Here is a 13,244-nt window from a genome sequence, read left to right as displayed (position 1 = left end):
CTAGCGTGGGGGATCAACCCGACGGAGATACCCGGATGCCCCTCGCCGCCAGTGCCCTGCGCCAAGCGCATATCGAACAGATCGAAACCTTGTTCAACGCCCCACCGTCCTTGTTGACCGTGGCCCTGGACAGTGCCCAGGCCTACCTGGACCGCTATTTCAGTGGGCGTAACGAGCACGCCGGATTGCTCCATATCGCGACCCCTGAAGATCAACTCGACGCGGGGGCCTGGCACTATGCCTCGTTACCGCAGATGGTGGTGGAACGCCTGGCGGCTGCCCGGCCCGTGTTGTTGGTGCAGGACTATCACACGGTGGTTCGGCGCGTACGCGAGGTGTTTGAGCCCGGCGGGCCGAGCCTTGCCGAGCTGGAGGTAGTGATCAACGAATGCGGTACCTTTCTGCTGGAGGCTTTTGCCCAGCGATTGCAGGCGTGGTGGCACGAGGCAATGCCCGTGGACATGGTGCGCTGGGGGTATTTGTCCGACGAATTGCTGGCGCTGTTCTACGATACCCCCATGCCGCCCGGCATGAGCCCGGCGCGATTCGCCGAGCTGTTTCCCAAAACGATGCTGCGCCCGACCCGGCCCGACCGTCAGTGGAGCCTGCACAGCGCGGTATTGCGCGTGCAAACGCTGCACCTGTGGCAAAACCAGTTACGCACGCTGCCCTGGCTGCTGTTTGAGCGGACCCTGGCGCAGGGGGGGACGTCTTCGCTGCTTTACAACCCGGCCTTGGGAATCACCCCCATTGAGGACACAGACGATATAGGGGGGGTGTTGGCTGCCGAGGTGGAACCGTCACCGGCAGGGCAAGTCGCACATTGGTTTTCCCGGCCGGTGGAGGGTGACCCCTTCGACGCCTTGGCAGCCAGTTACCTGGAGCGGCAATTGCGTGACCTCGACCGCATCGACCGCCGGTTGCCACGAACAGCCCAGGCTTGGCAACAGTTGCTGAACGACATCACTGACCCCCTTCATTGGTTTGTCGCGCGCCTGAGTCCGCTCCAACAGAAATTGCGTGCAGGTTTGCCATTGTGGCTGAGCCAGGCCGATGCCACCGACAGTGCCGCCTGCGCTCAATTGCTGCGCGGCTGGGTCCTGACCGGTCATGCCGAGGGCGCACACGACTACCTGGAAGGCATCCCGACGATCGAGCAGTTTGCCGTCGAGCAATTGCAGGGGTGTTTGCAGCAGCAGCCGGTGACGGCCAAGCTGAAAGCACAAGAGATCAGCATCCGGTTCGATCGCGTGATTGGCGCTGCCGTACCGCTGCCGGGCGGCTTCATCGCTGGAGAAGTCGAACCCGTCACCGTGACCCTGGTGCAATTGGCCCTGGAAAACCTCGCCGGCTTTCCCCATACGCCCAAGTCGATCAGCCTCAAGGGCGAAAAGGCCCCGCCAGGGCTGACGTATAACCTGCTCAGCGCCTGCATCAAACAGGTCGATATCGGGCAATCCTATCCGCTGTTGCTCAAGCGCAAGCTGGTGGACGACGTATCTGAAGCCACTCGACGCCAGCGGTTGTTCAGTCGGCAGCTGCGTAGTCAATTGCCGCTGCTCGCTTTGGAATACAAGATCCAGGGCCTGCACGGCCTGACTCTTAACGGTTTCCTGCGCTTGCAGGCCGCGTTGCAGGCTACCCCGGTCCAACGCCTGCTCGATGGACAAGCCATGGCCCTGTGGCCGCTGGCGTTCCGGGCTGCGCCCGATCAGGTGGCGGACGTGGTTGCCAACCAGTTCATTATCGGGCCACAGGCCGGGCACGAAGGACCGCACCTGCTGTACCGGCCGCTGCTGAGTCCAACGCTGCAGGAGTATGAAAGCCTGGCGGCGTTGTTAGAGGCGATCAGGGCTACGGGCGAACTGCAAGATCAGGTGCTGAGCTGGATAGATGCGCGGCGCCAGGCGATCTATGCCAACGGTGGTTTCATCGAGCCGCACATCCGGCACTTTTTACCGTCGGATGAGTTCACGGTCTACACCAAACCGGCTCCGGCACACCTGCACAAACAGGTGGCGGACGGCGATCCGGCGCAACAGGTCTTCGTTGCAACCGCTGAGGCACTGGTAACCCTGGCCGACCGCCAGTCGCAGTCCAATACCGAACAGCGCTGGGCCTCCCTGAAACAGCTCGGTTGGCTGCTGTTCACCAACCTGCTGCCGCTCCTGCGTGGGCCGGCGGCGTTGGCCGGTTGGCTGCTGCAGTTGACCGACAGCGTGCGAGAGGATCTTCAGAGCCTGCACAGCAGCGACACCCAGGCGCGAGCCGCAGCGGTCACGGACATGCTGGTCAACCTGATGGCGGTGATGGCGCATCAGGCTGCCCCCCATGACGTGCAGCGCCATCTGGACCTGGAGCATCCGGCGTTTGCGCCATTGGCCCGCGCCGAACCGGTGCCTGCCGCGCCAGTGCGGGGGAGCCCCCCGGCATCATTCAGTGCGCCGCTTGGCTGGGCCAATGCACGGGATACCCTGACCCCGGCCATGCAGGCGCGGCTGACGGCCTTGAGCCTCAAGTCGCAGCCCACGCCCGACTACCTGAAACAGGCTGAAGCCAGCGGCCCTTTGCAGGGGTTGTTGAAACCCGCATCGGCTGTCGGCGGGTACTGGCAGGCGCTGGTACGCGGGCGGGTCTATCGCATTCAGATCCAACAGGGCCGGGTACGGGTGGTCAGTGCCACGGGCGAAATCCTCGGGCCCTGGCTCAAACACCTGGGCAACGGGCGTTGGGACATCGACCTGGGCCTGCACCTGCGTGGCGGTGCGCCGACTATGCCCTGCAGGATGCTCGCCAGGCAGCGAGTACACAGCGCGAAAGCCTGAACCGCGATTACCAGCAGGCGCGCCAGGACCAGATGCGGGCCCGCCAGGCGATGGCGGTCGCCCGTGCACTGGTCGAACAGCCGGAAGGCGCTATTGATGAGCCACGTCGGGTGCAAGCCCGGCAGCGTTATCACCAGGAAGCCGAGCACGCCCTTGATTTTTCCCAGAAGGAACTGCGCACCCTGCGCGCGTTGCGCGAATTGGCGCCGCGACCGCGTTATGAAGAAGAACTGTGCAGCGCCCTGGAGTCAGTCGTGCTGGGCACGCAATTGCTCAGTTCCCTGACCCGCGAGCAGATGGTGGCAGTCAATGCACGGCTCGATCCGGTGTTCAAATTGTTGGAGGACGAAACCGAGGGAGAGGCTCAGTCGGACATCAACCGCCAGGCCCACGAGCAGTTGGGACAGGGCCTGCGCGAGTTGGCGACGCTGCATGACAACGCCATACACTGGCGCACCCTGGAGGACCGTCACCTTGACCAACTGCTGCGTGTCCCCAGGCTCGGCCGCGACAAGGCCGAGGCCTTGACGGCAGGCTTGCCCCCACGGCCTTCGGTACAGGACCTGCAAGCCCTGCAGTTCACCACATTGTGGAGCATCGCCATCGATGTGGCAGGCCCGCCTTTGGAGGACGCCTTCTTCGACAGCGTCAGCGAAACCATCAACCGGGCGCGCCGGGCCAACCGTTCCATGGCGGACTTGCGTCACGTGCAGGTCACTGACCAGGAGCGCGTCGAATTGCTGGAGAGCATTGACCAGGTCTACGCGCAAACCGACGATCAGATCGAATTCTGGCGGGCCATGGAGCCGGACAAGTTCAACGTGGATTACCTGCAAAAACTCCAGGCATTGCTGACACAGCTGCATCTGCACATCGAGGGCCAACTGAGCGACCTGTCGCAGCCGGCCGCCAAGTCCAGGCCACGGACCAAGCCACCCGCACCCGTGCCAGGGGCAAGGCGCAAGAAGATCATCCGCACGCGTAACCGCGACCTGTATGTTGCCCAACTGAGCGACCTGCCGTCCGACCAGCCAGCGGCCGAACTGCGTGACCCTTCGGGCCAAGTCATCGCCGCTTTCACCGAAGCCGAAGACGGCGTGTGGGATGCCCAGCCGACCCCCCCACGGCGCCACCCCAATCGGGCATTGAGCAGCCTGATGGAAAAGGGCGAAGCCTTGGTGGCCACGGTCGATAAAGCCATCAATCAGGTAAAGGGCATGATCCCTAGCGTCAACCAGCCGTCGAGCCTGCAATACCTGCTGGAATCCCAGGCCACCCGTCGACGCTGGGTGGCCGAGGACATCAACAAGAAGCTGAGTATGCTCGACAGTGCGCGGCTGGCAGTGGTGCAACAGGCCAATGCCCGGGCCATGGTCAGCCGCTTGCACGCCTCGGTGGCGAGCCTGGAGGCAGCCGGCCTGGAGGCTCGCATACGGGCGAGCAAGGCAGGGCCGATCACCCAGGACACGCTGGAGTTCCTGCATCGCCACCACGAGGTTCGGATAACCCGGCGCGGCGGGCGGGTGGCGCTCAAGGGGCACCGCGACGACTACCTGCAGGTCTATGCCGTCGCCGATGCCGCGAACGGCGAAGCGCTGTGTGTTGCCCATTTCCATTACACGACGCAGAAGGCGTTGGACGATCATTTCGTGGCCGCCCACCTCAAGCGTCCCGAGCAGGAACACCTGGGCCGTCAGGACCAGGCCGAAGTCGAGGCGGACAGGTTTGCGCGTATTCGTCGCGGGCAGACTGGCCAGTTGGAACCTGTGCTTCAGATCGAACGTCAAGCCATCTCTCTGGCCGTGGCCAGGCGTCTGTTTTTCAGCCTCGACTGAGGCCCGGGCCCGCCACGCACAGGCTCTGGGTGCCGGGCCGTTGACCAGATGGGGTTCTTATGGGGGCCACTGGCAAACAGCAGACTGTCGGTACGCAGCACCCTGGGGCGCACGCGGTCGTTGAGTCACCGTGCGCGGTCGCCTGATCGACCCTCAAGGCCAGCCACTCAAGGGGCATCACATCTTCAGCCACGCCAACCGGGGCGTAACGTGTTCAAGAACCTCACCGCCCGGCAACCTACGGCCTGGTGAGGCCTTTACTTATGAAGGCAGTGTCACGGTGATCCGGGATTCAGAGATTTAGCCACAATCAGCAGGAGCGAGCACCCTCGCTCCTGCATTGGCAGCCGAATGCGATTCAGCTGGGGGGGAGGGACGGGCCGGGTTGGCTTAAGTCACGGGGGAATTCAAGCTTTAGACGATTGACACGCTCTGCGACTGTCGGAATGGCCGTGTTGAAGGTACCGTTGGCGTTCACGTATTTCATCCAGGTCGACGGGTGAAGGCCACGATCAACGGCGAATTGCCAGGCGGCCGCTTTGTTCTGGTTTTCCGGTCGAAGGGCCAACTGATACCAGTCTAAAAAGTCCTGGTCGAAGATCCGGGTGTAATAATTGTTGAAGGGCTTCGTCAGTTTTGCCTTGCGGGCCTCGCCAGCTTTGTTCAGCTTGCCCCTGCTGACGAACTGGCTCCAACGGTCAGGGTTAATGCCATGTGTTTTTACAAATGCATCCGCCGCTTCTCTGGTCGGCTGCTCCATGTTTACCCATTTCATGAACAGCTCGTCTGACAGCTGTGTAGCGCTCTCAGGGTTGAGTCGTACCAAGCCTCGTTGGGTTATTTCGCCGCCTGACCTGACTAATTTGTTCCATTGTCCAAGCTTGAAACCGCGACTTGTGAAAAAACCAGTCGGGTCCAGCGTGTTCTGTGGGGTGGTCGGTGCCGCATTGGCTTTGACGAGTTCGTCCCATTCCCTGAGTGCTTGGGTGATGGCGTTGTCGGTTTTTGGCCCGGCGCCGGGCAGGCGTTGCCAGGTGTCCAGCTCCCAGAACTTGGTTGGCAGGCGCCGCAACCGAAACGGGGTCACGCCTCCAGAGGGTGTGAGTACCGGCGCGACCAAGCCATTGTTGTCATAGAGGTTGAACGTATTCTGAATGCGGAACACCTGCTCTTTGCCCTTTTCACCGACGCTGCGTACCAGGTAGGTACTGGATGTGCCGGGGACGCGATAGATGCCTGTGCCTTCGGCCAGTTCTGCACCGGCCGGGATGCCGCCCTTCACCACCAGGCGGGCGCTTTCTTGCAGAAAGTCGTTCTGGTATTTCAGCAGATCCGGGCGCAGTGTATTTCTCCCAGGCCGCAGTAGCATGGACAGGGGCTTGATACCCAGGCCTGTTGTTCGCGTCACCCCGGCCATCGTAGTGGTGACTCTTGCGAGTTCAAACAGCGTTTGCGCACGTGGTCCGCGACGCACGACGAGCCCCGCCACGGTTTGCCCAAGGCTGCGCAGAGCATGGACCGTTGTGCGCCCCACCCGGCCGACAAACCGGGCGGCCGAAGAGGCCAGCTGGCCGCTCCAGGGGAGACCGCCCAGCACGGTCAGCGCTACCTCAACGCCGAACAGTACCTTGTTGAGGGTCGACTGGGCCTCCAATTCTTCATTGGTCACGCTTTCAGTGTCGGCTTTGTCCAGCAGGTACAGGTAGTTCTGCCGGTACAGCCCGACCAATACATCGCCTTGATGCGCGGCCAGACGATGATTGAGCAAGCGTGTACCGGCCGGCAGGCGTGCGCGAAGATAATCCAGCCAGGCCGGCCCTCGCATCAGTTGCACCAGTTCGGCCTCGTTGACGAGTTCCCTGAGTTCCACACCGTCGGGTGCATTCGGGGTATACAGCACCCGCATATCATCGGCGTCAGTGGAGAGAATCAGCACGCCGTTCACGGTCTGCCCGCCAGATCCTTGGGGCGCGTAATTGGTCGGGTTGAACATCAGCGCGTTGGCGATCACGGTCTGCCCGTCGACCCGTGGGCGTGTCGTGGGGGATGGCGAGGCCAGCACCGCCCCCACCCAAGCGTCAGCTTTTTTTTGCCCGGGGTCACTGGGCATTTGCCTGCGGTAGATATCAGGATTCAACCGGGCCGCAAGGGCCGCGTAATCCAGAACAGCCGTCTGGCAGGCGATCCAGGCTTGTTTCAAGGCGTGGGCCTCGGCTGCCGTAGCCTGCGGGGCGAGGTATTTATCGAGCACGTTTTGTGCGTACTGCTGGCCAACATCCAGGTCCTTGAGCCACTGCTCAAGGCGTTCTTTCTCCAAGGTAATTATGGCCCCCTTGGCATCGCGCACCCATTCTCCCTGGGAGGTGGTCAGTTGGGCCTTCAACAGATCGTCTTCTTCCCAGTTGAGGCCCCTTTGCCACGGTTTGGTGTTTTTCAACAGCAGGTTGGTCAGGCTCATCCTGCTGCTCTTAACCCCTTCATGCACAGACCCAAAACCGCCACCGGATGAAATCCGTATTCGGGTAGTACGGACGACCATTATTTTGTCCGGGTCGATGCCCTGTGCGGGATAGTCTTGGCCTGCTTCGACCAGTAAGGCGCGAATCTTTGTCAGTACCTGTTGCTTGGCATACTCGGCCAATGTGGGGATCAGCGCTTGCCACTGTTTGGCCAGTTCGTCCTGTGTGGCCAGGGTGGTGTCGGCTTGATCTTGCAGAGCCTTCTTGTCCGCCGCGCTCAAGCGCTTTTCCCAGTCCGGCCGCCAGTGTTCTGTCAGCAGCCGGTTGCGCGCCAGGAACGGTCCGGCCATATCCACCAGCTCCGCCAGCTCCACGCGGCCATTTTTTTCGCTGTCCGATTCATCCTCAGTCAGGCCCAGAATGGTTTCGATGTCGGATTGCTGTTTGTCGAGCAAGGCCTGAATGCTGTCCGCGACAAAATCGTCTGCGATCGGCGCGAACGTGCTACTCAGGTCATCGCCCCACAACCCGGTTTTTCCATGCTGAACCAACAGCGGTAAGCCGCTGGTAAACAATCTGCCGGCGTCTTCGCCGGCATTGATGCGGGCCTTGAGCATGTCATGCAAAGCTTGCAGAGACGCACACTCTTCAAAGCCCATGTCCGGGGTATATAACATTACCGGGCCAATGCCAGCCGTCTGGGTACTCAGGTTTTTGTGCCCATGGGGCCAATGAGGGGCGACCGGGCTGGAGCCGTCATTGAAGGTCAGGATGAAGCTGCCGGCCATACGCGCCACCTCGGTGCGGGCGGTGGCCACGGTCAATTGATAGACGCCGGGGCGGTTGCCATGACTGAAGCTCGCTTCGCGCCGGGCCTGAGTCGGGTAGCGCAGTGCACGGTCAATCAGCAATTTGGCCTGCGGGCTCAGGGTATTGTCGGCTACGCGCAGGCGTGCCTGTACATCCAGGGTTTGGCGTTGGACATCAATCAGCCGGACTTGTGGGCAGACCAGCTCGGGTGCTATTGGCGTACGCCAGTAGGCGGTGACCCGTTCGGCCAGTTGTAGTTTCAGCGTGTGAGCCAGGTCCGACAGTGTGCCGGTCTGGTTCAGTTGGTCGGTTTCGCTGAATGCGGTCGCGCTGCGAAAGACACTTTCGGCGAAGGTCTCGACCGGTTTGGCGCCATCTTTTTGAGTGGTGTGATCCTCATCCGTTTCCACTGCGGTGTTGCCCCACAGCAATAAGGTACACACCGCCTCGAGTAATGGGCGGGAGGATTCAAAATGGCGCGCGCCCATGCTGTCGATGCGGTAGCGGTTGACATACAGGCTGTCCAGCCCTGTGCCGTCAGGCAATTGTGCAAAGGTCTCGTTGAGCAGCGAGGTCAGCACAGCGTCCAGCGAGGGGTGTTTGTGCTTTTCCAGAACCTGGTCTAGTTGTTGGTTAAGCGAGTTCCACTGCTGTATCAGATGCGTTTGCTGCGCAGTGGTTGGCTGGGTGAGCGGGTCGGGAGATGCCTGCGTCAAGTCAAGCGGCACAGGCATGCGGGCGATCAAGCCCGGGTTGCCCTTGAACGGCAGTGCCAGCGTGGCACGTACGCCGGCTGCCAGGGTTTCGAACGTGGTGTGGGACGTCTCGAAGGCCTGGTCGATATCGGCCTCTTGCTGGATGAGCTGGGCGTGCAGGCACGTATTGAATACCTGCCCGGTGATCGGCGCATAGCTCAATTTCTGCTCGTTGGGTAACACGCCTCGGGCATGGGCGTGTTCCTTGGCGGCAATGTTGGCGAACAGCAGGTCTCTCTCGGCGCTTCTCACCAGGCGTAGACGCAAGGCATTTTCCATGGACGAGAAACTCTCGAAAAATTCGCCCCCCCATTGTGGGGTATAGAGGACGGTCGGTCGGGGCCCATGCAGGCGCTCGGTGAGTACGAAGCAGCCGTTGAGCGTCGTGGTCCAGTCAGGCTGGCCCGTAGCGTTCAGCGCAATACTGAGTGTGAGCGGCGGTGTGGCGTTGTTCGTGGTTTCATGGAGTACGCGGTTCTCGATCAATTGCCGGCCTTCGATCAGCACCTGCAGGTGTGACTTGGCCGTGGCCACAGCCGCTTGAGTCTGGGTATCTTCGGGCGCTTTCTTCAGGTTCTGCTCGGCCTTTTGGACCTGTTGCCGTGCATCATTCACCTTCAGGTCCGCCTCCAGCGTAAATACCTCTCGCTGCTTTTGACTCACGGCTGCCAGGACGCTCAGGGCACCGGTGCTTGCGTGGGGCGACGACCAGAACGCCCTGAGCGCGTTCACGTAGAGCGTCTGGCTGTTGAGTTGCAGGTCACTGATTAACTCATTGACTGCCGAGATTTCCAAATCCGCCAGTTCAGTGTCACGTCCGGTGCCGTGGGCCGTTGGATAGAACCCGACGGCTTGGCTGACGCTGCCGGTTTGCGGCTCTTTGGCCAGCTCGCTCGGCAGGTTTTGGGTGGCAATCGTTTCTTGCAGCACCTGTGTCAGGTTACGTGTTCGGGTGATGCGAGGTGCGCTGTCTTGCTCTGTCTGCGAGGGAATGTCGTACTCGTTGAGATAAACCGTATCAGGATTCGGTGGGTTGGCGGGTACCCGTTTCGCTAATCCCTTGCGCAGTTCGGTGGCCATGATGGTCGCCAAGTCCGGCTGGGCGTCCAGCAGGTGCTCGATGGCGGTGATACGGGGCGGCAAGCGGCGTAGCAGGTCCTCGGTAGAGGTCTGGGTTTGTGTAGGCATAGCCTGGGTGTCCTGTAGCGATAAGGTAAACCATACAGAGCAGGGCTCTGCACGCGGATGCCCACACTATTGGCCGCCGAGGGAGTGACGGGCCTACATAACCACTACATGACCGGTTTGCCCAGGCCTGTAGCGCGATGGCCCTTGCATCAGTGAGTCGCGGCCAGGCACATGGCTGGGCTCCCCGGTTGCAGTAACGGGTTGAGCAGCGGCGCCATGCCTTTGAGCACCTGCACCGGCAGCGCTGACGTGAACGTGAAATGTTGAGCGGAGGCGCCCGGCACAAAGGCCGTCAGGGTGCCGAAATGATGTTCGCCGATGTAGAACACAAAAGTGGCAGTGCGGTTGATCGACTTGGAACTGAGGATCCGCCCACCGGCGCCGATGGCTTCGATGCGGTTGTCGCCCGTGCCGGTCTTGCCGCCCATGGCCAGTGGCGTGCCGTCGGCCAGCTTGAAACTGCCGGCGACGCGTTTGGCGGTGCCGGCATCCACTACCTGGGACAAGGTGCCGCGCAGGGCTCTGGCGACCTCGACCGGGATCACCTGCTTGCCCGGCGCCGGGTCGTTGACGAGGCGTGTTTCGTACGGCGTGCCGGCGGCAAACAACAGGCTGTCGATACGCAGCACCTTGGGGCGCACGCCGTCGTTGAGAATGATGCCCATCAGTTCAGCCAAGGCCGCCGGGCGATCGCCAGAGCTGCCGATCGCCGTCGCCAGGGATGGCACCAGGTGATCGAAGGGGTAGCCCACGGCCTGCCAGCGCTGATGGATGTCGAGGAAGGCCTCGATCTCCAGCATGGTGCGGATACGGCTGTCCCGCGCACTCTGGTGGCGGCTCTTGAACAGCCAGCTGTACACCTCCTGACGCTCGAACTGGCTGGCCTTGACCACCTCGCTGAACGTCGCCTCGGGATGGTTGAGCAAGTAGCCGAGCAACCACAGGTCCAGCGGATGCACCTTGGCGATGTAGCCTTGGTCGGGCAGGTCGTAGGTGCCGGGGCCGTAGTCCCTGTAGAGTTTTTGCAGGCGTTCGTCGGTGAGTTTTTCGTGGGTTTTGACGCCGGCCAGGTGGGAGCGCACGAACAGGTTGAAGCTCGCCTGGCTGGCGTCGGGCAACAGGTAGCGGTGCACGGCGGCCAGGCGGATCGGCGTGGGACGCAAGCTGTCGAGGAAGGTATCGAGGCGTGCCTGGGTGTCTTTCTTCTGGTACTTCTTCCAGAACTTGCGCAGGAAGGTGGTGCCTTCGCGGTCGGCGAAACCGGCGAGGTATTCCTGGCGGCGCGGGTCGTTGTCGTCCTTGAGCAACTCGGCGCTGTTGTTCTCGCCCGAGTAGGTGACGTAGCGCACCACGTCGCGCATCAGGCGAATGAACGGCAGGTTGATCGACTCACGCAGCGCGTCACGCAAGGTGGGACTGCGGCCGTTGTCCTGGCTGCGAAAGTTATGGAAGGTGTGCAGCCCGCCACCGGTAAAAAAGCGTTCGCCGGGGCTGGCCGAGTAGGTGCGATCAAGGGCCGCGTCGAGCATCTTGGCCAGGGATTTGTCCGGTGTTTGGATCAGGTAATCCAGGGCCCAGCGGCTTAGGCGGTCCTGATCCTCCACCGTGACTTTTTTCAACGCGGCAGGCGTTTGCGCGGCGTATTTGTCGTGCAATTCGCTGATGATTTGCAGGTAGGTGGTGAGCACGCGCAACTTGGCGGTAGAGCCCAGTTCCAGCTTGCTGCCTTCGTTGATGTCGAAGGGCTGGTCGGTGTTGTCGGTTTGCACGCGCACCCGTGAGCCATCGGGTGTGAGCTCGAACAGCGTGAAGCTGTAGCGCACTTGTGCGGTGCTGGCGGGGGTGAGCAGGCGCTCGCCGAGCAGGCCGATCTGGCGCGCGTACTCGGGGTCGGCGAGGTGCTTTAGATAGTCGCTGACCTGGCCCTGCAACTGGGCTTGCAGGGTTGTGGTCGCGGAAAGGTCCAGGCGGTCGAGGTCGTACAGCGGCCGGTCGAGCAGGGCGGCGAGGCGGCTGCGGGCGACGCTGATGCCTTTATTGGTTTCAATCGGCTGGATCGTCGGTTGCTGCGCCCAGTCACGGTAAGTGACCTTGCTCGCCAATGCCTGCTTGAGCAAAGCCGGCTCGATCACACCATTCTGGGCCAGCAGGCGCAGGTGGCTGTCGGTCAGTTGCGCCAGTTCGTCGCGACCCTTGGCCAGGTAATGGGATGGCCGGCGCTGGGCGATGATCAACGACAGCACCTCACGCAGCGCCAAGCCTTGTTGAGCATTGACCGGGCCGGTCAGCGCCGCGTTGACCTGGTTGAAATCGGCGCCGTACCACACCCGCAATCCCTCGGCCATGCCGTGCACTTCACCGTGACCGGGCACTGCCGACAGGGGCACGCTGTTGAGGTAGTCGCGCAGAATATTTTTGCGTGCAGGCAAGGTGTCGGGGCCATCCTGGTACGCGCGCACGGCGGCAGAAAACATTTGGCGCAGCTTTTCACTGCCGGACACGGTCAGGCCATCCGGCGAATGGCGGTATTTCTCCAACTGGGTCGCCAGGGTACTGCCGCCTGCACTTTGGCCGGGCAAGTGCAGCAACTTCGCGACCTGCGACCATGCGGCCTTGGCAAAGCGCGGCCAGTCCACCGCCGGGTTGGCCTGGGGTTGGGCGGGGTCGAGCAAGTCACGGTTTTCGATGAACAGCAGGCTGCTGACCACCAGCGGCGGAATCGCCGCGAAGCTTGAGTACAGTTGTTGCGGGTAGTCGTATTGATACAGCGGCACGGCGCGGCAGTCTGTGATCGAAAGGCCTGCCTGGATTTTTTCCGTGTAGGGCACGAACAGGCCTTTGTTGGCGTAACTCATCAGCTCAGGCGAGAACCGCACCTGGGCATCAATCACGTAACCGCGTTTGAGCAGGCGTGGCAGGAAGGTGCCGAGGTCGCTGTAGCCCAGGCGGCGATCGAAGGGGCCCGCGCCGGGGTAGACGATGGCGTCACTGGCGCCAGGTTTAATCTCGAAGGTGAGGTCGTCGGCAAGACGGCTGAGTTCCCGGGCTTGCAGGGCGGAGGTGCGCATCTCTTTGTTGGCGGCAAAACCGAGGGCAATCAGGGCCATCAGCATGATCAGCCAGAACACTCGCCACCCGTAGCGAGGCCGGGGTTTGTTTTCAGGTAAAGGCGCTGGGTCCGAACTGCCTTGTAGTTTCGCAGCCTCTGTCGATTCGGTATGCCACAGTGCGCCCATAGTCGATTGATCCCTTCACGCAGATTGATCGGACGTGTTCAAAGCGTAGTCGCTGGGCGCTCGCTGCGAGAAAAATGTGATCGGCCCGTCAACTATATGAAGTGCACGGGCTGCGGCGTTTTGCCGCCCGGAGCAG

The 13,244-nt window shown here is 61.9% G+C and carries 4 protein-coding genes; 2 read left to right on the top strand and 2 right to left on the bottom strand.

From position 1 onward, the window contains the following. Window positions 1-35 precede the first annotated feature (35 nt). Window positions 36-2,825 carry a dermonecrotic toxin domain-containing protein gene (locus KHP07_RS29430; protein ID WP_250883399.1) on the top strand — a complete coding sequence of 930 codons (2,790 nt, stop codon included), beginning with the start codon at window positions 36-38 and terminating at the stop codon, window positions 2,823-2,825. Further along, window positions 2,729-4,660: a hypothetical protein gene (locus tag KHP07_RS29425; protein ID WP_250883861.1), complete on the top strand. Its 1,932-nt coding sequence runs from the start codon at window positions 2,729-2,731 to the stop codon at window positions 4,658-4,660. Before KHP07_RS29430 ends, KHP07_RS29425 begins: the two co-directional genes overlap by 97 nt. 358 nt (window positions 4,661-5,018) lie before the next feature. Here KHP07_RS29425 and KHP07_RS02880 read toward each other — a convergent pair whose 3' ends face one another. Together KHP07_RS02880 and KHP07_RS02875 are read right to left on the bottom strand one after the other, a co-directional pair. Next, window positions 5,019-9,872 carry a hypothetical protein gene (locus tag KHP07_RS02880; protein ID WP_214496565.1) on the bottom strand — a complete coding sequence of 1,618 codons (4,854 nt, stop codon included), beginning with the start codon at window positions 9,870-9,872 and terminating at the stop codon, window positions 5,019-5,021. 149 nt (window positions 9,873-10,021) lie between these two features. Continuing rightward, window positions 10,022-13,108, bottom strand: a complete 3,087-nt coding sequence (locus KHP07_RS02875; RefSeq protein ID WP_214496564.1) for a transglycosylase domain-containing protein — start codon at window positions 13,106-13,108, stop codon at window positions 10,022-10,024. Between the last annotated feature and the right edge of the window lie 136 nt (window positions 13,109-13,244).

This window comes from Pseudomonas sp. VS40, from assembly GCF_018587885.1.
GTDB lineage: Bacteria > Pseudomonadota > Gammaproteobacteria > Pseudomonadales > Pseudomonadaceae > Aquipseudomonas > Aquipseudomonas pergaminensis.
The sequence above is the reverse complement of the archived record's forward strand: the minus strand, read 5'-3'. Positions and strand labels throughout refer to the sequence as shown.

Excerpts from the sequence above, each read along its gene's own strand:
- KHP07_RS29430 (WP_250883399.1), top strand. The coding sequence starts at position 36 with ATGCCCCTCGCCGCCAGTGCCCTGCGCCAAGCGCATATCGAACAGATC.
- KHP07_RS02880 (WP_214496565.1), bottom strand. The coding sequence starts at position 9,872 with ATGCCTACACAAACCCAGACCTCTACCGAGGACCTGCTACGCCGCTTG.
- KHP07_RS02875 (WP_214496564.1), bottom strand. The coding sequence starts at position 13,108 with ATGGGCGCACTGTGGCATACCGAATCGACAGAGGCTGCGAAACTACAA.